20 protein-coding genes, 2 tRNA genes and 1 other annotated feature are annotated in these 20,043 nt (G+C 33.2%); all 22 genes read right to left on the reverse strand.

Translation table 11 applies throughout. The features are described from left to right. Positions 1-77: 77 nt before the first annotated feature. The 22 genes from rpsG to ispD all read right to left on the reverse strand — a co-directional run bounded on the left by rpsG (position 78) and on the right by ispD (position 20,042). Positions 78-548: a 30S ribosomal protein S7 gene (gene rpsG / locus EBB51_RS12340; protein WP_123054733.1), complete on the reverse strand. Its 471-nt coding sequence runs from the start codon at positions 546-548 to the stop codon at positions 78-80. Between the two features lie 156 nt (positions 549-704). Next, positions 705-1,082 (reverse strand): 30S ribosomal protein S12, encoded by a 378-nt coding sequence (gene rpsL, locus EBB51_RS12345; RefSeq protein WP_123054734.1) that lies wholly within the window; start codon positions 1,080-1,082, stop codon positions 705-707. Between the two features lie 104 nt (positions 1,083-1,186). Then, on the reverse strand, positions 1,187-1,426 hold the full coding sequence (locus EBB51_RS12350) for a ribosomal L7Ae/L30e/S12e/Gadd45 family protein (protein ID WP_123054735.1): 240 nt from the start codon (positions 1,424-1,426) through the stop codon (positions 1,187-1,189). 108 nt (positions 1,427-1,534) lie between these two features. Next, complete coding sequence (gene rpoC, locus EBB51_RS12355; protein WP_123054736.1) at positions 1,535-5,071, reverse strand: DNA-directed RNA polymerase subunit beta'; 3,537 nt, start codon at positions 5,069-5,071, stop codon at positions 1,535-1,537. A 17-nt stretch (positions 5,072-5,088) separates the two neighbouring features. Beyond that, positions 5,089-8,799, reverse strand: coding sequence for a DNA-directed RNA polymerase subunit beta (rpoB, locus tag EBB51_RS12360; protein ID WP_123054737.1), 3,711 nt, complete (start codon positions 8,797-8,799; stop codon positions 5,089-5,091). A 331-nt stretch (positions 8,800-9,130) separates the two neighbouring features. Further along, entirely contained in the window at positions 9,131-9,499 is a 369-nt protein-coding gene (gene rplL / locus EBB51_RS12365; RefSeq protein ID WP_123054738.1) for a 50S ribosomal protein L7/L12, read from the reverse strand. A 42-nt stretch (positions 9,500-9,541) separates the two neighbouring features. Beyond that, entirely contained in the window at positions 9,542-10,042 is a 501-nt protein-coding gene (gene rplJ / locus EBB51_RS12370) for a 50S ribosomal protein L10 (RefSeq protein WP_123054739.1), read from the reverse strand. A gap of 34 nt (positions 10,043-10,076) precedes the next feature. Beyond that, positions 10,077-10,211 (reverse strand) — a sequence feature (ribosomal protein L10 leader region). Between the two features lie 34 nt (positions 10,212-10,245). Beyond that, positions 10,246-10,935 carry a 50S ribosomal protein L1 gene (rplA, locus tag EBB51_RS12375; RefSeq protein WP_123054740.1) on the reverse strand — a complete coding sequence of 230 codons (690 nt, stop codon included), beginning with the start codon at positions 10,933-10,935 and terminating at the stop codon, positions 10,246-10,248. A gap of 55 nt (positions 10,936-10,990) precedes the next feature. Continuing rightward, positions 10,991-11,416, reverse strand: coding sequence for a 50S ribosomal protein L11 (rplK, locus tag EBB51_RS12380; protein WP_123054741.1), 426 nt, complete (start codon positions 11,414-11,416; stop codon positions 10,991-10,993). A 69-nt stretch (positions 11,417-11,485) separates the two neighbouring features. Next, complete coding sequence (nusG, locus tag EBB51_RS12385) at positions 11,486-12,007, reverse strand: transcription termination/antitermination protein NusG (protein ID WP_190285286.1); 522 nt, start codon at positions 12,005-12,007, stop codon at positions 11,486-11,488. A 48-nt stretch (positions 12,008-12,055) separates the two neighbouring features. Further along, positions 12,056-12,286, reverse strand: coding sequence for a preprotein translocase subunit SecE (gene secE, locus EBB51_RS12390; RefSeq protein WP_123054743.1), 231 nt, complete (start codon positions 12,284-12,286; stop codon positions 12,056-12,058). Positions 12,287-12,327: 41 nt separating this feature from the next. Continuing rightward, positions 12,328-12,477: a 50S ribosomal protein L33 gene (gene rpmG, locus EBB51_RS12395; protein WP_119969949.1), complete on the reverse strand. Its 150-nt coding sequence runs from the start codon at positions 12,475-12,477 to the stop codon at positions 12,328-12,330. 316 nt (positions 12,478-12,793) lie between these two features. After that, positions 12,794-13,987: an elongation factor Tu gene (gene tuf, locus EBB51_RS12400; RefSeq protein WP_123054731.1), complete on the reverse strand. Its 1,194-nt coding sequence runs from the start codon at positions 13,985-13,987 to the stop codon at positions 12,794-12,796. A gap of 73 nt (positions 13,988-14,060) precedes the next feature. Then, a tRNA-Thr gene (locus EBB51_RS12405) sits at positions 14,061-14,136 on the reverse strand. Positions 14,137-14,141: 5 nt separating this feature from the next. Beyond that, positions 14,142-14,216: transfer RNA gene (locus EBB51_RS12410), tRNA-Gly, on the reverse strand. A gap of 68 nt (positions 14,217-14,284) precedes the next feature. Continuing rightward, a complete protein-coding gene (sigH, locus tag EBB51_RS12415; protein WP_123054744.1) occupies positions 14,285-14,929 on the reverse strand; it encodes an RNA polymerase sporulation sigma factor SigH in 645 nt (214 codons plus the stop codon). 76 nt (positions 14,930-15,005) lie between these two features. Further along, the gene (locus EBB51_RS12420; RefSeq protein ID WP_123054745.1) at positions 15,006-15,518 is read right to left on the reverse strand and encodes an NYN domain-containing protein; all 513 of its coding nucleotides are present in this window, start codon (positions 15,516-15,518) and stop codon (positions 15,006-15,008) included. A gap of 16 nt (positions 15,519-15,534) precedes the next feature. Further along, positions 15,535-16,260 (reverse strand): 23S rRNA (guanosine(2251)-2'-O)-methyltransferase RlmB, encoded by a 726-nt coding sequence (gene rlmB / locus EBB51_RS12425; RefSeq protein WP_243103952.1) that lies wholly within the window; start codon positions 16,258-16,260, stop codon positions 15,535-15,537. A 72-nt stretch (positions 16,261-16,332) separates the two neighbouring features. Beyond that, positions 16,333-17,076 carry an FAD-dependent thymidylate synthase gene (thyX, locus tag EBB51_RS12430; RefSeq protein WP_123054747.1) on the reverse strand — a complete coding sequence of 248 codons (744 nt, stop codon included), beginning with the start codon at positions 17,074-17,076 and terminating at the stop codon, positions 16,333-16,335. Further along, entirely contained in the window at positions 17,073-17,501 is a 429-nt protein-coding gene (locus tag EBB51_RS12435; RefSeq protein ID WP_123054748.1) for a Mini-ribonuclease 3, read from the reverse strand. Before EBB51_RS12435 ends, thyX begins: the two co-directional genes overlap by 4 nt. A gap of 59 nt (positions 17,502-17,560) precedes the next feature. Further along, positions 17,561-18,958 carry a cysteine--tRNA ligase gene (cysS, locus tag EBB51_RS12440; RefSeq protein WP_123054749.1) on the reverse strand — a complete coding sequence of 466 codons (1,398 nt, stop codon included), beginning with the start codon at positions 18,956-18,958 and terminating at the stop codon, positions 17,561-17,563. A 388-nt stretch (positions 18,959-19,346) separates the two neighbouring features. Next, the gene (gene ispD / locus EBB51_RS12445) at positions 19,347-20,042 is read right to left on the reverse strand and encodes a 2-C-methyl-D-erythritol 4-phosphate cytidylyltransferase (RefSeq protein WP_123054750.1); all 696 of its coding nucleotides are present in this window, start codon (positions 20,040-20,042) and stop codon (positions 19,347-19,349) included. Position 20,043 lies beyond the last annotated feature (1 nt).

Consider the following 20,043-nt stretch of genomic DNA (forward strand, 5'->3'; position numbering starts at 1 on the left):
TTCCTCCTCTTAAAGTAAAATTTAGGATTTAAAATTTGACAAAACTGTTTTGGGATAAACCAAAACAGTTTTGAATATTAATATCTATAATGTGCAAAAGCTTTATTAGCTTCAGCCATTTTATGAGTATCTTCTCTCTTCTTTACAGCTGCACCTGTGTTATTAGCTGCATCCATAAGCTCAGAAGCGAGTCTTTCTCTCATATATTTTTCTCCCCTTTTAGCTGATGCTCCAAGAATCCATCTGATTCCTAAAGTCTGTCTTCTATCAGGTCTTACTTCTATTGGTACTTGATATGTAGCACCACCTATTCTCCTTGCTTTTACTTCAAGTAATGGCATTACATTATTCATTGCTGCCTCAAATACTTCCATTGGCTCTTTATCAGTCTTCTGTTTAATTATTTCGAAAGCACCGTAGCATATTTTTTGTGCTACTCCTTTTTTACCGTCCTCCATTATGTTGTTTATTAACTTAGCAACAACTTTACTATTGTACATTGGGTCCGGTAATACATCTCTCTTAGGTATATATCCTTTTCTTGGCACTTTTCTTCCCTCCTTAACATTTTAAATTTAAGTTCATCGGTACTCGATAATCATACGAATATAATATACAATTACCGTAAAGTGCTTTGTACTCCTGCAAAAATCTATATAAATGCTGAAGACATAGCACTATTTTCAACTTAAATTACCAAAACATTATTTTTGTTTTGGTTTTTTTGCACCATATTTTGATCTTGATTGTAATCTGTTAGCCACTCCTGCTGCATCTAGGGCACCTCTAACTATATGATATCTAACACCTGGAAGATCCTTAACTCTTCCTCCTCTTATAAGAACAACACTATGTTCTTGTAAGTTGTGTCCTACTCCAGGTATGTAAGCAGTAACTTCAAAACCATTTGTTAATCTAACCCTTGCAATTTTTCTTAAAGCTGAGTTAGGCTTCTTTGGTGTTGCAGTCTTTACTACTGTACAAACTCCTCTTTTTTGAGGACATTCTTTTAGTGCTGGTGCTGTTGATTTAGCACTTGTTGTCTTTCTACCTTTTCTTACTAATTGGCTAATAGTTGGCATAGCTACACCTCCTCATCGAATGTTATGCATCAAAATTTATATTAGATGTATAACTAATAATAAACTTTATATTAAATTAATGATATAAACTTAAACTACTATTGTTACTTTAAAATAACAACTGTTGATGCACCTACATCTATAGCACATAAATGTCCTAATTCCTTCATTGTAGGTACATATATGATCTTCAGGGAGTTTTCTTCAGCTAAATTAATAACCGGACTTACTAACTTTTCATCGGCATCTTTAGCTATATAAATAGTATCTGCTTTACAACTTTTTATAGCTTTAATTGTCTGTTTTATACCAATTACTTTATTGCCTTCAAGTCTTGAAACCATAAATCTTTCCCCCTTACAATATTGCAGGGTCAGAGTTTTACACTTTGCCCTGCAGTAAAACACACAGGTGTATTTTATCATTTTCAAACTACTATGTCAATAAGTTATTTAAGCATGTATTTCATCACTTAATCGTTTTGCTTCTTCTTCACCGTCAGTATTAATCTTTATTGATCTATACCTTGTCATTCCCGTACCTGCAGGTATCAATTTTCCTATAATTACATTTTCTTTTAATCCTAGAAGTGGATCTACTTTACCTTTTATAGCTGCATCAGTAAGTACTCTTGTAGTTTCTTGGAAAGATGCTGCCGATAAGAAGGAATCTGTGGCAAGTGCTGCTTTAGTTATTCCAAGCAGTGCAACTCTACCTTCTGCAGGGGTCTTACCTTCTGCTTCAGCTTTTTTATTTGCATCTTCAAAGTCAAACATATCTATCATAGTTCCTGGAAGTAATTCGGTATCTCCTGGGTCTTCAATCTTTATCTTTCTAGTCATCTGTCTTATTACTACTTCAAGATGCTTATCATTTATATCAACACCCTGCAGTCTATAAACTTTCTGAACTTCTGATAAAAGATAGTTTTTAACTCCTTGAACTCCCTTTATCCTCAAAATATCATGTGGATTAACAGATCCTTCTGTTACTTCATCTCCGGCATTTATTTCATCACCATTAGATACTTTAAGTCTTGAACCAAATGGTATATCATATGTGACTTCTTCACCACTTTGAGTAACAACTATAACAGTTCTCTTTTTCTTGGTTTCTTCCATCTTTACTGTACCTGAAACTTCACTTACAATAGCAAGACCTTTTGGTTTTCTTGCTTCAAATAATTCCTCAACTCTTGGAAGACCTTGAGTTATATCTGATCCAGCAACACCACCTGTGTGGAATGTTCTCATTGTAAGCTGGGTACCAGGCTCTCCAATACTTTGGGCTGCTATTATTCCAACTGACTCACCTATGTTTATCTTCTGAGCCGTAGCCATATTCATTCCATAGCATTTTGCACAAACACCATGTTTTGCCTTACATGTAAATACTGATCTTATCTTTACCTTTTTCAAGCCAGATTTTTCTACCTTTTCAGCAAGCTTCATATCCATATAAGTATCTTTAGGAACTATAACTTCTCCAGTATTTGGATCTATCATATCTTCTGCAGAGTATCTTCCTGTAAGTCTCTCTGATAAACTTTCTATTACTTCATTTCCTTCTTTTATTTCTGAAACTTCAAATCCATTATGAGTTCCACAATCTTCTTCTCTTACTATAACATCCTGACTTACATCAACAAGTCTTCTTGTTAAGTATCCAGAATCGGCTGTCTTTAACGCAGTATCGGCATTACCTTTTCTAGCTCCATGAGTAGATATAAAGTACTCCAATACATCAAGACCTTCTCTAAAGGATGATCTTATAGGAAGTTCGATAATTTTACCTGATGGATTAGCCATAAGACCTCTCATACCTGCTAATTGTTTTATCTGACTCTTTGAACCTCTGGCTCCAGAGTCTGCCATCATGAATATAGGATTGAACTTATCGAGATTTTCCATTAAGGCATCTGCTACATCCTCAGTTGTTTTGGTCCACTTTTCTATAACCCTCTCATATCTTTCGTCTTCTGATATAAAGCCCCTTCTATACATCTTTTCAATCTTGTCGACAGCTGCATCTGCATCTGCAAGCAAAGTTTTCTTAGCTTCTGGGACAACCATATCTGAAGTAGAAACTGTTATAGCACCTATAGTTGAATAATGGTATCCTTTTGCTTTTATCTTATCAAGCATTATAGATGTCTGAGTTGCACCATGTTTCATATAACATTTATTTATAACTTCGCCTAAGTTTTTCTTAGTAACAAGAAAATCTATTTCTAATTTAAATTCATTTTCAGGTTTACTTCTATCTATAAAACCTAAATCCTGAGGAATTGATTCGTTAAATATAATCTTACCTGGAGTTGTTTGTATTATTCCAGTAACCTTTTCCCCATCTTTAATCTTAGTCAACCTTACTTTAATCTTTGCATGTATATCTATCTGCTTTAATTGATAAGCCATAATTACTTCATCTGGAGATGAGAATATTCTTCCCTCACCTTTTACGTTATCCTTATCTGTTGTCAAATAATAAGAACCCAATACCATATCCTGTGTAGGAACTACAACTGGCTTACCATCTGATGGTTTAAGTATGTTATGTGCAGCAAGCATTAAAAATCTAGCTTCAGATTGAGCTTCAACAGATAGTGGAACATGGACTGCCATTTGGTCACCATCAAAATCAGCATTATATGCTGTACATGCAAGTGGATGTAATTTTATTGCCCTACCTTCTACAAGTACTGGTTGAAATGCCTGTATTCCAAGTCTATGAAGCGTAGGGGCACGATTTAATAGTACTGGATGATCTTCTATAACTTCTTCTAATACATCCCAAACTTGCGGCTGAACTCTTTCTACCATTCTCTTTGCACTTTTTATGTTATGAGATAAACCACTCTCCACTAATTTCTTCATTACAAAAGGTTTAAATAGTTCAAGTGCCATTTCCTTTGGAAGTCCGCATTGATACATTCTAAGTTCTGGTCCAACAACTATAACTGAACGTCCTGAGTAGTCAACACGTTTTCCAAGTAAGTTTTGTCTAAACCTTCCTTGTTTACCCTTAAGCATATCTGATAGTGATTTTAAAGGTCTATTTCCAGGTCCAGTTACTGCTCTTCCTCTTCTTCCATTATCTATAAGAGCATCAACTGCTTCTTGGAGCATTCTCTTTTCATTCCTAACTATTATATCTGGTGCTCCTAAATCTAATAATTTTTTAAGTCTATTATTTCTGTTTATAACTCTTCTATATAGATCATTTAAATCTGATGTTGCAAACCTTCCACCATCAAGCTGAACCATAGGTCTTAAGTCAGGCGGGATTACAGGTATAACATCTATAACCATCCACTCAGGTCTATTTCCAGACTTTTTAAATGATTCTACAACTTCATATCTTCTTATTATTCTTACTTTCTTTTGTCCTGTACTTGTTTTTAAATTCTTCTTAAGTTCATCTGATAGTTGATCAAGATCTATTTCTTCTAATAGTTTCTTGATTGGTTCAGCACCCATACCTGCTGTAAAACTATCATCACCATACTTATCTACTGCTTCTCTATACTCTTTTTCATTTAAAAGTTGTTTTTTTAGAAGTGGTGTTTCCTTAGGATTCAAAACAACATATGAAGCAAAATATAATACTTTCTCCAGCGACCTAGGTGACATATCTAAAATCAGTCCCATACGTGATGGTATACCTTTAAAGTACCATATATGGGATACAGGGGCAGCAAGCTCTATATGCCCCATTCTCTCACGTCTAACTTTAGCTTTTGTAACCTCAACACCACACCTGTCACAAACTATACCTTTATACCTTATTCTCTTATACTTTCCGCAGTGACATTCCCAGTCTTTTATAGGTCCAAAAATTCGCTCACAAAACAAGCCATCTCTTTCAGGTTTTAGGGTTCTATAATTTATTGTTTCAGGTTTTTTTACTTCACCTCTTGACCATTCTCTTATCTTTTCAGGTGAAGCTAGCCCTATTTGTAATGCATCAAAATTATTCAATTCAAACAAGGGTACATCCTCCCTTCCTAATGTTCGTCATTAAAATCATCTATTTCTAAATTATTTTGAAGATCATCTAAGGATAAATCATCATAATCAAGTTCTAATTCATCGTCTTTTTTTTCAGATTCTGTGTACTCATCTGCTGGTGGAGTTTCTGGAGCAGATTCATTGGAATCTTCATTTCCTTCAATATTTACACCTAAATCTTCAGTATCGTCTTCAACGGATTCTTTAAGTTTAACTTCTTCATTGTCATCATTTAATACTTTAACATCAAGACATAATGCTTGAAGTTCTTTTATAAGAACCTTGAATGATTCAGGCACTCCTGGTTCAGGTATATTTTCTCCTTTTACAATTGCCTCGTAAGTTTTAACTCTTCCTACTACATCATCGGATTTAACTGTTAATACTTCCTGAAGTGTATGAGCTGCACCATATGCTTCTAGTGCCCATACTTCCATTTCTCCAAATCTCTGTCCTCCAAATTGAGCTTTACCTCCTAATGGCTGTTGAGTAACTAATGAATATGGTCCTGTTGACCTAGCATGTATTTTATCATCAACTAGATGTGCAAGTTTTAATATATACATATATCCTACAGTTACACGGCTGTCAAAAGGTTCTCCAGTTCTTCCATCATATAATACGGTCTTACCATCTTCTTCATATCCTGCTTTTTTAAGACATTCAACTATATCTTCTTCAGTAGCTCCATCAAATACTGGTGTTGCTATATGCCATCCCATTTCTGCAGCTGCCCATCCTAGATGTACTTCAAGAACCTGACCTATGTTCATACGTGAAGGTACTCCTAGAGGATTTAAGCATATCTGAAGCGGTCTTCCATCTGGTAAGAAAGGCATATCTTCTTCTGGAAGTACTCTTGAAATAACACCCTTATTTCCATGTCTTCCTGCCATTTTATCTCCAACAGATATCTTTCTCTTCTGTGCTATATAACATCTAACAAGTTTATTTACACCTGGAGGAAGTTCATCTCCATTTTCTCTTGTAAATACTTTTACATCTACAATTATTCCTGATTCTCCATGTGGAACCCTAAGTGAAGTATCTCTTACTTCTCTGGCTTTTTCACCAAATATAGCTCTTAATAATCTTTCTTCAGCTGTAAGTTCAGTTTCTCCCTTTGGAGTAACTTTTCCAACAAGTATATCGCCTGCTCTAACTTCTGCACCGATTCTTATTATTCCTCTATCGTCTATATCCTTTAAAGCATCTTCTCCGACATTCGGTATGTCCCTTGTTATCTCTTCAGGTCCCAACTTAGTGTCTCTTGCTTCTGCTTCATATTCTTCTATGTGAATTGATGTAAATACATCATTTTTAACTAAGTCTTCAGAAATTAACATGGCATCTTCATAGTTATAACCTTCCCATGTTATGAAGCCCATTCTTATATTCTTTCCTAATGCTATTTCTCCAAGATCGGTAGATGGTCCATCAGCAAGCACAGTACCTTTATCTACCTTTTCTCCTTTAGTAACTATAGGTCTTTGATTTATACATGTACCCTGGTTTGATCTCTTGAATTTAAGGAGTCTATAAGTATCTATTCCTCCATCTGAATCCCTTTTAACTCTTATTTCATTAGCACATACGTAAATAACTGTTCCTGCATTTCTAGACTTAGGCAATACACCCGAATCAACTGCTGCTTTCAATTCTATTCCTGTACCAACAATTGGAGTTTGAGGCTTTAATAGCGGTACTGCCTGACGCTGCATGTTAGATCCCATAAGTGCACGGCTGGCATCATCATTTTCAAGGAACGGTATCATTGCAGTAGCAACAGAAACTATCTGTCTTGCAGAAACATCCATAAGATCAACATCTTGACGAGGTACTACAATAACATCTTCCTTATCTCTTACTGTTACTTTGCTATCTAAGAAGCGTCCATTTTCATCTAAAGGTTCATTAGCTTTAGCTATTACATATTCATCTTCTTCATCAGCAGTCATATAAACTATTTCATCTTTTACTATTCCAGTTTCCTTATCAACTACCCTATATGGTGCTTCTATAAATCCATACTCATTTACTTTTGCATAAGCAGCTAATGAATTTATAAGTCCTATGTTTGGTCCTTCTGGAGTCTCTATAGGACACATTCTTCCATAATGTGAATGATGAACATCTCTAACTTCAAATCCTGCTCTCTCTCTTGAAAGTCCACCTGGTCCTAAAGCAGATAACCTTCTCTTGTGAGTTAATTCCGATAAAGGATTGGTCTGATCCATAAATTGTGAGAGCTGTGAACTGCCAAAAAACTCTTTAATAGATGCTGCTACTGGTCTTATATTTATCAAAGCTTGAGGTGTTATTACCTCTTGATCTTGAATAGTCATTCTTTCCTTGACTACTCTTTCCATTCTTGAAAGACCTATTCTAAATTGGTTTTGAAGCAGTTCGCCAACAGATCTAAGTCTTCTATTTCCAAGGTGATCAATATCATCAGTATGACCAACATCATATGCCAAGCCCAATTCATAACTTATAGTTGCATATATATCGTCTCTTATAATGTGCTTTGGTATCAGAGAATGCATATTATTTCTTATTTGATTTTTTATACTCTTTTCATCATTATAATTATCCAATATCTCTTTTAAAGCTGGATAATAAACGAGTTCCTTTATATTTAAATCAGTAATGTCAAAATTGACAAACTTATGTATGTCAACAAAATGATTTCCTATAACTCTAACTATTCTATCTTCTAGCTCTATATCTACTACGTTGATACCACAATTCTGTATTTGAATTGCTTTTTCCCTACTTATTTTTTCACCTTTTTGAACAATTATTTCGCCTGTTTGCGGATTTACAATATCATCAGCTGATATTCTATTCATTATTCTAAGGTATAGGGATAATTTTTTATTAAATTTATATCTTCCTACTCTAGACAAATCATATCTCTTTGCATCAAAAAATAGAGATTCTATAAGTGACTGTGCGCTATCAACAGTAGGAGGTTCTCCTGGTCTTAATCTCTTGTATATTTCAAGTAATGCCTCTTCACGAGTCTTTGTATTATCTTTTTCTATAGTTGATTTTAGTCTTTCATCTTCTCCAAAGAAATCAACTATTTCAGCATCTGTTCCATAACCCATTGCCCTTATTAAGATGGTTATAGGTAATTTTCTTGTCTTGTCTATTCTTACATATATTATGTCATTAGAATCTGTTTCATACTCAAGCCATGCACCTCTATTTGGTATAACTGTTGATGAAAAAAGTTTTTTACCTGTTTTATCAATTGTCATATCATAGTATACACCTGGCGATCTAACTAGCTGACTTACAATTACCCTCTCGGCTCCATTTATAATGAAAGTTCCTTGTTCAGTCATAAGAGGGAAATCTCCCATAAATACTTCTTGTTCTTTAACTTCACCAGTTTCTTTGTTAAGTAACCTGACTTTTACTCTTAGTGGTACTGCATAAGTCGAATCTCTCTCTTTACACTCTTCGACAGAATATTTAATGTTATCCATATCCAATTTATATCCAACAAATTCTAGATTTAAATTTGCTGTATAATCTTGAATAGGATTTATGTCATCAAATACCTCGTGCAAACCTTCCTTTAGAAACCACTTATAAGAATTTAGCTGAACCTCGATTAAGTTTGGCATTTTTGCCACTTCATTAAGCCTGGAAAAGCTCATTCTTGTTCTTTTACCAACTTGGACAGGATGTACCATTGACTTTCACCCCTTGCATAAACTAAAAATAACCAAAAACACATGCTTAAAAATGTATTTCTGGGTTAATTTCACTGCTATCAAATTATTATAACCTATTTTGCATAATTAATACAATTTTAAATTTAAATAATTATAAATTTTATAATAAATCAATGCAATTAATTATTCTATCACAAAACAATTGTATTGTCAATATAATTTAAAAATAATCATATTAAAATACTGTTATAATTTCATACTAATATTTAAACAAATTCATACTATATTTTATTTTATATTTTAAAAAAGAGGCACTTTTTTTTAAAGTGTCTCTTAATTTTAAAAGTTATTATTTTAATTCAACAGCAGCTCCAACTTCTGTAAGTTTTGCTTTCATAGCTTCTGCTTCATCTTTTGCTACAGCTTCTTTTAATGTCTTAGGAGCTCCATCAACTAATGCTTTAGCATCTTTTAATCCTAATCCAGTTATCTCTCTAACTGCTTTTATAACTTTGATTTTTTCTGATCCAATGCTTGTTAATACTACATCAAATTCAGTCTTTTCTTCAGCAGCACCTGCAGCACCTGCGCCTGCACCTGCAACTGCAGCTGGAGCAGCAGCGCTTACTCCAAATTCTTCTTCACATGCTTTTACTAATTCATTTAATTCTAAAACGCTCATGTCTTTTATAGCTTGAATTATTTCTTCTTTATTCATTTATTGGCACCTCCAAAATTTCCTTTTTTTAAACATACATGATTATGCTTCTTGAGATTCTTTTTGTTCTTTTATAGCATTTAATAAGTAAACAGCTTTTGATAATGGAGCCTTGAAGCTTCCAAGAAGTTTTGCAATAAGAACTTCTTTTGGTGGAATCTTTGCAAGTTGCATAATTTTATCTTGATCAAAGATTTCTCCTTGAACTACTCCACCTTTTAATTCTAATTTTTTATGATCTTTTGCAAAATCGTTAAGAATTCTTGCTGGTGCAGTTGGATCATCATATCCAAGTGCTATTGATACTGGTCCTTTAAGAATATCAGCTAATCCGTCGTATCCTAATTCCTTTGCAGCTAGTGTAACCAAAGTATTTTTATAAACCTTGTATTCTACACCAGATTCTCTTAAATTTTTTCTAAGTGCAGTGTCTTCTTCAACAGTTAGACCTTGATATTTAGAAAGAACTATGCACTGAGCTTTTTCCATTTTTTCTTTTATTTCTAAAACCTTTGCTTCTTTTAATTCTCTGTTTTTTCCCACTGTGTGTCCACCTCCTCACAGTTTAAACTGTATTTATGGAAAATTTAAAGTCCCTCCATAAACATGAAGAGACCAACATTTCAAAATATATGTCTATTGGAATCCTCGGTAGGTTGGTAATCCTTTATGCTTTCGCACCTACTGTCTATGGAATATTTATTAAACTGTTAAGATTATATACAAATCTATAACATATGTCAATATTATTCTAAAACTTTTACTGGATTTATTTTTATTCCAGGTCCCATTGTACTTGAAACTACAACTGATTTCAAATATTGACCTTTAGCAGCTGCCGGTTTAGCTTTAACTACAGCTTCCATCAAGGCACGGAAATTTTCTTCTAATTTTTTAACATCAAAAGATTTCTTTCCTATCATAACGTGAATTATAGAAGTTTTATCAACTCTATACTCAACTTTACCAGCTTTGATTTCGCTTATTGCCTTAGCAACGTCAAAAGTAACTGTACCGGATTTTGGATTTGGCATTAATCCTTTAGGTCCTAAAACTCTACCTAATCTACCAACAACACCCATCATGTCTGGAGTTGCAACTACTACATCAAAATCAAACCAATTTTCCTTTTGAATTTTCTGTACGTATTCTTCAGCTCCTACATAATCAGCTCCTGCTTCTTCAGCTTCTTTTGCTTTGTCGCCTTTTGCAAAAACTAAAACTCTTACTTTCTTACCAGTTCCATGAGGAAGTACAACTGCTCCTCTAACTTGTTGGTCTGCATGTCTTGGATCTACACCAAGTCTTAAAGCTAATTCTATAGTTTCATCAAATTTAGCTTTTGATGTTTTTAATACAAGCTCCATAGCTTCTGATGGAGTGTATAATACATTTTTGTCAATTAATTTAATGCTCTCTTTGTAATTCTTTCCCATCTTTCAATCCTCCTTGTGGTTTTAACGGTCTTAAGCCTCCCACTACTTTTAAAAACTACTCTTCTACAGTTATTCCCATGCTTCTTGCTGTTCCTGCTATCATTTTCATAGCAGTTTCAACTGAAGCAGCATTTAAATCCTGCATCTTTGTTTCAGCTATTTGTTTTAACTGATCTTTAGTTACCTTAGCAACTTTTTCTTTATTGGGAACACCAGAACCACTTTCTATTCCTACTGCCTTTTTAAGTAATACTGCTGCTGGCGGAGTCTTTAGTATAAAACTAAAAGATCTATCCTGATATACAGTTATTACTACTGGTATTATTAAACCAGCTTGACTAGCAGTCTTAGCATTAAATTCTTTACAGAATCCCATAATGTTTACACCATGTTGACCAAGTGCTGGACCAACTGGTGGTGCTGGAGTTGCTTTTCCTGCAGCAAGTTGAAGTTTGATCATTCCTACTACTTTTTTAGCCATGTTTTACACCTCCTATAAGTGGTATATGGACTTTTTGTCCTTCCACTTTTGTAAGACTAAAGTCTTAGATTAATCTAATTTTTCTATTTGATTAAAATCAAGTTCAACAGGAGTTTCCCTGCCAAACATATTAACTGAAGCTTTAACTTTTCTTTTTTCGCTGTTTATCTCTTGAATAACAGCTGGAAAATTCTCAAGCGGACCCGACTTGACTTTAACATTTTCACCAACTTCTAAATCTATATCAACAATTTTTTCCTTTATGCCCATAGATTCAACTTCTTCTTCTGTAAGCGGTACAGGTTTTGATCCTGGTCCAACAAACCCTGTGACTCCTCTGGTATTTCTAACAACATACCAAGAATCATCTGTCATTATCATGTGTATTAAAACATATCCTGGGAATATCTTCTTTTGTGTAATCTTCTTTTTGCCATCTTTTACTTCTACTTGTTCTTCTATAGGAACTTGAATATTATCTATACAGTCATAAAGTTCCCTATTTTCTATGATCTTTTCAAGATTAGCTTTTACTTTATTCTCATAACCAGAATATGTATGAACTACATACCATCTAGCTTTATCTGCCATAATACAAGGAACGGGAATTAATTTCCCTTCCTCCCTCCTTCTTTAATCTTATTTAAAGACAATTTTAAATAAATTATTAAATCCAAAATCTAACAAACCTACAATTATAATACAAACAATACAAAATGCCATAACCGTAATTGTGGCTTTCTTTACTCTTTCCTTAGATGCCCAAGTTATTCTTCTGTGTTCTGTTAATAATTCCTTTAAAAAGCCAATAAAACCACTTCCGGACGCTACTGAATTTTCAACTTTTTTAACATTATTTTTTACAGTCATTTTGTTCACATCCTCTAAACTTTATTTATGACTCTAAAAAGTTATTTTGTTTCTTTATGTAATGTATGTTTATGGCAAAATGGGCAATATTTCTTCATTTCCAATCTATCTGGATCATTCTTCTTATTTTTCATTGTATTGTAGTTTCTCTGTTTACAATCTGTACAAGCTAATGTTACTTTTGTTCTCATTTCTTACACCTCCTGAAAACTACATATATATATAAATATATAACTTTAATATTTTAATTTCTCATAATTATGCATCACTTAGATAATTTATCACAAGTCAGCCTATATGTCAATAAAATTATGCTTTAACATCATATACAATTAGTGAACTTACCCTACCCACAAAGGGAATGGGGCTTCCTGCTTCTTCAACCTCGCAGCCTACTATATTCACAGGCTTAATTCCAATAGTTCCTACCGTATTTATCTACAGGCTTGCGCCGCCTTTATAAATTTTTAAAAGGACTAGGTCTAGAAACCCAGTCCTATGATTTAATTACTCAACTATCTTGGTAACAACACCTGAACCTACTGTTCTTCCGCCTTCTCTTATTGCAAATCTTAATCCTTCATCCATTGCTACTGGTGTTATTAAATCTACATCCATGTCGATGTGATCTCCTGGCATTACCATTTCTGTTCCTTCTGGTAATTTTATTGATCCTGTTACATCTGTTGTTCTGAAATAAAATTGCGGTCTGTATCCATTGAAGAATGGTGTATGTCTTCCGCCTTCTTCTTTCTTAAGTACATATACCTGACCTACAAATTTCTTGTGAGGATGTACTGTACCTGGTTTTGCAAGTACCTGACCTCTCTCTATATCTTCTCTTTGTATTCCTCTTAATAATGCTCCGATATTATCCCCTGCCATTGCCTGGTCTAATGTCTTCCTGAACATTTCTACTCCTGTTACTACTGTCTTCGTCTTTTCTTCCTTAAGTCCTACTAATTCTACTTCGTCTCCAACTTTTAATACTCCACTTTCTACTCTTCCTGTTGCTACTGTTCCTCTTCCTGTTATTGTCATTACATCTTCTACTGGCATTAAGAATGGTTTATCTGTTGCTCTTTGTGGTGTTGGTATATAGCTGTCTACTGCATCCATTAACTCATGTATGCATTTTGTTGCTTCTGGATCATCTGGGTTCTCTAGTACTTTTAATGCACTTCCTACTATTATTGGAATGTCATCTCCTGGGAAGTTGTATTCACTTAATAATTCTCTTACTTCCATTTCTACTAATTCTATTAATTCTGGGTCATCTACTTGGTCTGCTTTATTTAAGAATACTACTATGTAGTCAACTCCAACTCTTGATGCTAGCAGTATATGTTCTCTTGTTTGCGGCATTGGACCATCTGCTGCACTTACTACTAGGATTGCTCCATCCATTTGTGCTGCTCCTGTTATCATGTTCTTTACATAGTCAGCATGTCCTGGACAGTCTACGTGTGCATAATGTCTTTTATCTGTTTCATATTCTACGTGTGATGTGTTTATTGTGATTCCTCTTTCTTTTTCTTCTGGTGCTTTATCTATTTCATCATACTTTGTTGCTGATGCTTTTCCTTCTTTGGATAGTACCATTGTTATTGCTGCTGTAAGTGTTGTCTTACCATGATCTACGTGTCCTATTGTTCCTATGTTTACATGCGGCTTATTTCTTTCAAATTTTTCTTTTGCCATTTTTTTATTCCTCCTCGTTTATTAACTTTTGATTTAAGTAAACTCGCCCTGGTGTTTTGTAAATTTATCTTACTGGAGCCCATGACCGGGATTGAACCGGTGACCTCCACCTTACCAAGGTGACGCTCTGCCAACTGAGCTACATGGGCAATTTTGGAGCAGGAAACGGGACTCGAACCCGCGACAGCCAACTTGGGAAGCTGGTGTTCTACCACTGAACTACTCCTGCCCATAATAGTTTAAAACTTATACCGATTATCAATTTTAATACAAGTATATTTTTTTGTCAATATACAATTATTTATCATTTAGACATTTTTCCAATTTTCTTTTAACTCTTTGGAGTGCATTATCTATAGATTTGGCATGTCTATCCAGATCACAAGCAATTTCTTGATAGGATTTCCCATCAAGATACGACACTAATACTTCCATTTCCAAGTTAGATAATACTTCACCAATCTCAGCATGTATATGATTTATTTCTTCTTTACTTATAATTAATTCTTCAGGATCAGCTACTTTTGCTTCAGATAATACATCTAAAAGCGTTCTATCTGATTCATCATCATATATAGGTTTATTTAAAGATATATAAGTATTTAAAGGAATATGTTTTTGGCGTGTAGCTGTCTTAATTGCAGTGATAATCTGTCTTGTAACACAAAGTTCAGCAAAAGCCTTAAAAGAAGATAATTTATCAGTTTTAAAGTCTCTTATTGCCTTATATAACCCTATCATTCCTTCTTGATATATGTCCTCTTTGTCTGCTCCAATTAAAAAATAAGATTTTGCTTTTGCCTTTACAAAATTCTCATATTTATTAATTAGATACTCCTGAGACTTAGTATCCCCCTTTTTGGCTTTTATGACAACTTCCTCATCTACTTTATCTTCTCCAAAGGAGGAAATTTTTTTACTAGCGCAACCCCTTCTGTCCAAGGTATCCCCTCCAAATTAAGAATATATCATATAATATTGATTATACATTACAAGTAAATTCACAGTCAATAGATTTTCAATTACTTCTGCGAATTTTTTCAAGTTTTTCCAAAATATCCTGTTTGATTGAATCTGTTAATTCAAACTTTTTCTTTGAATATCCCTTACTTATTCTCTTCTGTATTTTATTTTGTGTTGCTTGTACCTCACGATAAAACTCTATTGACGACATTCTAATAGCACCGCGTCCAAAGATTACCTGCTGTTCCAAAGAATCCGATGTTACAACACTTACTTCTGTGATGCGTCCTATTTTATTCACTGTTTTTTCAATAAAGCTATCTGCTGTTTCACCTTCTTTAGTAAATACAACTATAACATTATTGTTAATTCTTTCTTTCTTTTCTATACTTCCAATTACCATATGTGCATCAAAAACTATAAAAATTTTATAATTTTTATACGCTGCATAATTGCTCAATATTTCTATAAGTTTACTTCTTGAAGCCTCATAATTATATTCCTTTATTTTATTCAATTCTGGCCAGCTATTTATTACATTATACCCATCTACAAAAACATTTTTCACTTTCCATCACATTGCCCTATTTTATTCTCTGTTTTAAAACTTCATACATCAGTATGCCGCCTGCAACAGAAGCATTTAAAGAAGATATTTTGCCAACCATGGGTATCTTTACAAGTACGTCGCACTTATATTTTGTGAGCTTAGATATACCTTTTCCTTCACTTCCTATAATCAAAGCTAATCGTCCATTAAGCTTTGAATCAAAGCAGTAACTTTCGCCTCTCATATCTGCTCCATATACCCATATACCATGTTTCTTTAGCTCATCTATTACATTATTGATATTAGAGACTTTTGCTATTTTCATGTGCTCTACAGCACCTGCTGACGTTTTATACACGGTAGGTGTTACTCCAACATTTCTTCTTTTGGGTATTATAATCCCATGTACTCCACATGTCTCAGCTGTCCTAATTATAGATCCAAAATTATGAGGGTCTTCTATCTGATCTAAAATTACTATAAATTCCTCTTCTCCTTTTTCCTTTGCAAATTGCAGTATATCTTCTACACTGCAGTATTCATAAGGAGTAACCTGTGCTATAACACCTTGATGTGAACCCGTTTGTGATAGTCGATCTAACTTTTTCCTATCAACACGTTTTACTACTATTCTCTTTTCTTTGGCTAACTTCAATATCGTATTTACAGATCCAGAAATTTCTCCGTTTGCAATAAATATCTGTTCTATAGTTTTATTTGATTTTAATGTCTCAATAACTGCATTTCTTCCTTCAATAATATCTTCTCTAAATAAGTCAGTATCTGTTTCTACGGATCTATTTCCATCTCTAAATAGCTTTTTCTTCTGCAATTAATCACCTTCTTTATACTTAGCTCTAACTTCCTCAATTTTACCACATGTCATATTGCCTTCAGGGCAAGGTCCGTTTACACAAGATGGACCGCAGTATTTAAATAGTACTGGTGCTGCCTTTTTAACCTCAGTTAACATTTCATAAGCCAACTGCCTTATTTCCCACTGCGCCCTGTTACAACATCTGTGTTTAAAGAAATTAAATAAACTCCTTGCATTCATTGTAACTACAATTTTAGTTTCACAGGCATTTGGGAAAACATACCTTGCATCTTCTATTGATTTTTTTTCAGCATCTCTAGGATTCATTCCTTGTTCAATATACTTTTTATTCAAAATTTCTGATAAATCAGCGTACGATTTTTTTATATTATTCATAGTATTTATAAATATAGTCTTTGCATCCTTATCTTTCTCTATTTCAGGAGGTACTATGTATTTGAATTCATTTAATTTAACGTATCTTTGACTTTGCTGCGAATACGATGCTATTCTATGCCTAACTAATTGATGTGTAAGACTCCTTGAAACTCCTTCAATTCCAAATGTAAATGAAACATGCTCAACTACCGATTCATGACCATATGACATCAATTTATCTAAAAATTTAGTTATTTTTTCTTGAGTTAGACTTTCTTCAATTTCATCTATTCCAACAGGACTATAACACAATTTTGCCGCTTCTGCCACTACCTTTTCAGGATTGGGTGTGTATTCAATCAATTTAACTTTTAAAGTCATTTTTTATCCTCCATCATCTTTAAATCTATTATAAGCTTCAGTAGGTAATTTAATCTTTCTTCTTCATTTGTCAAATATAGAAATCCTATAAGAGTTTCAAATCCAGTTGCGTATCTATATTCTCGAACATCAGCATTTTTAGGAACTGTACCAGACTTAGAATTTCTTCCGCGTTTGAAAATACATAATTCTTCTTCCGTAAGTTCCTGCTCTATATTTTTTATAAATTCACTTTGTGCATGTGCTTTAACAAATTCTATAGCTTTTACATGGAGCTTGTGAACTGACATATTCCTATTTTTTTCAACCAGATATGTCCTTATAAATACCTCATATACTGCATCCCCAATAAATGCAAGTACCAGCGGATTTAAGTTTTTTACATCTTTTTTTACGAATTTATTTTTTAACAAGGTAAAATCCATTTAATTTCTCCAATCTGCATATTATTTATCTTATCACCTACTTAAATAATATTTAACATTTATAGTTTTTTCCATCTAACTCCGTTTGATGTATCTTCAAGTATTATACCTTGGGTTTTTAATTCATCCCTTATTTTATCTGAGAGAGCCCAATTTTTATCTTTCCTAGCTTCTTCTCTCTTTTCTATTAATTCCTTTATTTGATCTTCAAGATTACCTTTTTTAGATTTTTGAAGTATTCCCAATGGCGCCCCTAATTCTCTTATTAAGTCCAGGCAATATTTTATAAGTTTCTTAGAAGAACCTATATTTACATTTGTATTTACGTCCTTAATTAAATCAAATATTACAGATATAGCATCAGCAGTATTGAAATCATCATCCATCTTTTCTATATACTTTTCTTTGTATTTACTTAATAATTCTATATATTTATTTTCATCCTCTGTTAGATCTTCTAAAATTACTTTGTCATACAAACTTTCTAAATTTGTAATTGAATTATATAGTCTGTCTAGTGCCGACTTTGTTGAATCTAAAAGCTCAATACTAAAGTTAATCTGAGTTCTATAGTGCCCAGAGAGCATAAACAATCTTAAAACATCAGCATCATACTTCTCTAATATCTCTCTTGCAGTAAAAAAGTTATTAAGAGATTTTGACATCTTTTGATTATTTATATTTACAAATGCAGAATGCATCCAGTAGTTTGCAAATGTTTTACCCGTTCTAGCTTCACTTTGGGCTATTTCATTTTCGTGGTGCGGAAATACTAAGTCAGCTCCTCCTGCATGTATATCTATCGTTTCTCCAAGTAAATTATAAGCCATGCATGAGCATTCTATGTGCCATCCAGGTCTTCCCATACCCCATGGACTCTTCCATGCTGGTTCTCCTTCTTTTTGGTTTTTCCATACTGCAAAATCCATAGGATCTTTTTTTCTATCATCCACATCTATTCTAGCTCCTGATTGAAGCTCATCTAAATTTTGTCCTGAAAGTTTACCATATCCCTTAAATTTTTTAGTACTAAAATATACATCTCCATCTACCTCATAAGCATATCCAGCATCTATAAGGTCAGATACAAACTCTATTATTTGATCTATATATTCAGTTGCTCTAGGATTTACTGTTGCCCTCTCTATGTTGAGAGCATCTGCATCCTTATAATATTCTTTTATAAATTTATCTCCTAGTTCCCTTACTGTTATATTTTCTTCATTCGCTCTTTTTATCATCTTATCATCTATATCAGTAAAGTTTTGAACAAATTTAACCTTGTATCCCCTGTATTCTAGATATCTTCTTACAGTATCAAATACTACAAATGTTCTCGCATTACCTATATGAAAAAAATTATATACAGTTGGGCCGCATACATACATTGCTACTTGCCCTTTTTTTAAGGGAACAAACTCTTCTTTTTTTCTAGTCATTGTATTAAAAACTTTCATCAGTATTTCCCCCTATTTTCACGTATAATATTTTTACACATGCTATATTTAATTAAATAATTCTATTAAACATTTTAACATATTATTATAACTTATTTAACCCTATTTTAAATATAAAAACAGAGAACATAGGACAGAGGACAATTGACAGAGAAGATATAATTTCAAAATAAAACTGGAAACCCTTTATTAAGTTTTTTGGAGAAGGTGGTAAGTATAACTACCTTTATGATCTATCGGTCTGCGGGCTTACCAGTCCTCCAAGTAAGTGTAAAAAAATACAGTTCCAGTAAAAATAAAATTTTCACTGAAACTTAAGTTCTAAATCTCTGTAAATTTAAAGATTCTTTTGCGTTAGCAAAAAATCCTCCTTCACTGTCCTATGTTTTTATTTACGTTTTCTAATTATACTATCTGCCGTAATTAAATCTTCCGGCGTAGTAATTTTTATATTATCATAACTTCCACTGTACAAATAAACTTTATTCCCATAGTATTCAACTACAGCCGTATCATCTGTAAACTTAACCCTATGAAGCTTTAACTTCCTATGACACTTAAGTATCAAATTATAATCAAAGCACTGAGGTGTTTGTACACAAAAAAGTTTACTTCTGTCAATAGTATCCACAGAAAAACCGGTCTTGTCTATTATCTTTATAGTATCCTTAGGTGGAACTCCACAGGCACATGATCCATACTTTTCTGCATATTTTATACCATTTTCTATAACGCTGTCTTCTATAAACGGTCTTGCGCCATCATGAATTAAAACTATGTTACATTCATGATTTGGCACTGCATTAAGACCATTTAAAACAGAATCCTGCCTTTCATCTCCACCTTTAACTACATCTACTACTTTCTCTATTTTAAATTTTTCTATGACGTTTTTCCTACAATAATTTATTTTATCTTCTCCACACACTAGAATCATTCCATCAATAAATTTATTTTTGGAAAGCTTATGTAATGAATAATACAAAACTGGTTTATCATCTATATTTAAAAACTGTTTATTGATACTACTTTTCATTCTTGTGCCTTTTCCAGCTGCTAAAATAATCGCATAATTTTTTTTCATA

This window comes from Clostridium sp. JN-1, assembly GCF_003718715.1.
Classification (GTDB): Bacteria; Bacillota; Clostridia; order Clostridiales; family Clostridiaceae; genus Clostridium_AV.

Excerpts from the sequence above, each read along its gene's own strand:
- tuf (WP_123054731.1), bottom strand. The coding sequence starts at position 13,987 with ATGGCAAAAGAAAAATTTGAAAGAAATAAGCCGCATGTAAACATAGGA.
- nusG (WP_190285286.1), bottom strand. The coding sequence starts at position 12,007 with ATGGCAGATAAAGCTAGATGGTATGTAGTTCATACATATTCTGGTTAT.
- ispD (WP_123054750.1), bottom strand. The coding sequence starts at position 20,042 with ATGAAAAAAAATTATGCGATTATTTTAGCAGCTGGAAAAGGCACAAGA.
- rpsL (WP_123054734.1), bottom strand. The coding sequence starts at position 1,082 with ATGCCAACTATTAGCCAATTAGTAAGAAAAGGTAGAAAGACAACAAGT.
- secE (WP_123054743.1), bottom strand. The coding sequence starts at position 12,286 with ATGACTGTAAAAAATAATGTTAAAAAAGTTGAAAATTCAGTAGCGTCC.
- rplK (WP_123054741.1), bottom strand. The coding sequence starts at position 11,416 with ATGGCTAAAAAAGTAGTAGGAATGATCAAACTTCAACTTGCTGCAGGA.
- rplA (WP_123054740.1), bottom strand. The coding sequence starts at position 10,935 with ATGGGAAAGAATTACAAAGAGAGCATTAAATTAATTGACAAAAATGTA.
- thyX (WP_123054747.1), bottom strand. The coding sequence starts at position 17,076 with ATGACTTTAAAAGTTAAATTGATTGAATACACACCCAATCCTGAAAAG.
- EBB51_RS12435 (WP_123054748.1), bottom strand. The coding sequence starts at position 17,501 with ATGGATTTTACCTTGTTAAAAAATAAATTCGTAAAAAAAGATGTAAAA.
- cysS (WP_123054749.1), bottom strand. The coding sequence starts at position 18,958 with ATGAAAGTTTTTAATACAATGACTAGAAAAAAAGAAGAGTTTGTTCCC.
- rpoB (WP_123054737.1), bottom strand. The coding sequence starts at position 8,799 with ATGGTACATCCTGTCCAAGTTGGTAAAAGAACAAGAATGAGCTTTTCC.
- rpmG (WP_119969949.1), bottom strand. The coding sequence starts at position 12,477 with ATGAGAACAAAAGTAACATTAGCTTGTACAGATTGTAAACAGAGAAAC.
- EBB51_RS12350 (WP_123054735.1), bottom strand. The coding sequence starts at position 1,426 with ATGGTTTCAAGACTTGAAGGCAATAAAGTAATTGGTATAAAACAGACA.
- rplL (WP_123054738.1), bottom strand. The coding sequence starts at position 9,499 with ATGAATAAAGAAGAAATAATTCAAGCTATAAAAGACATGAGCGTTTTA.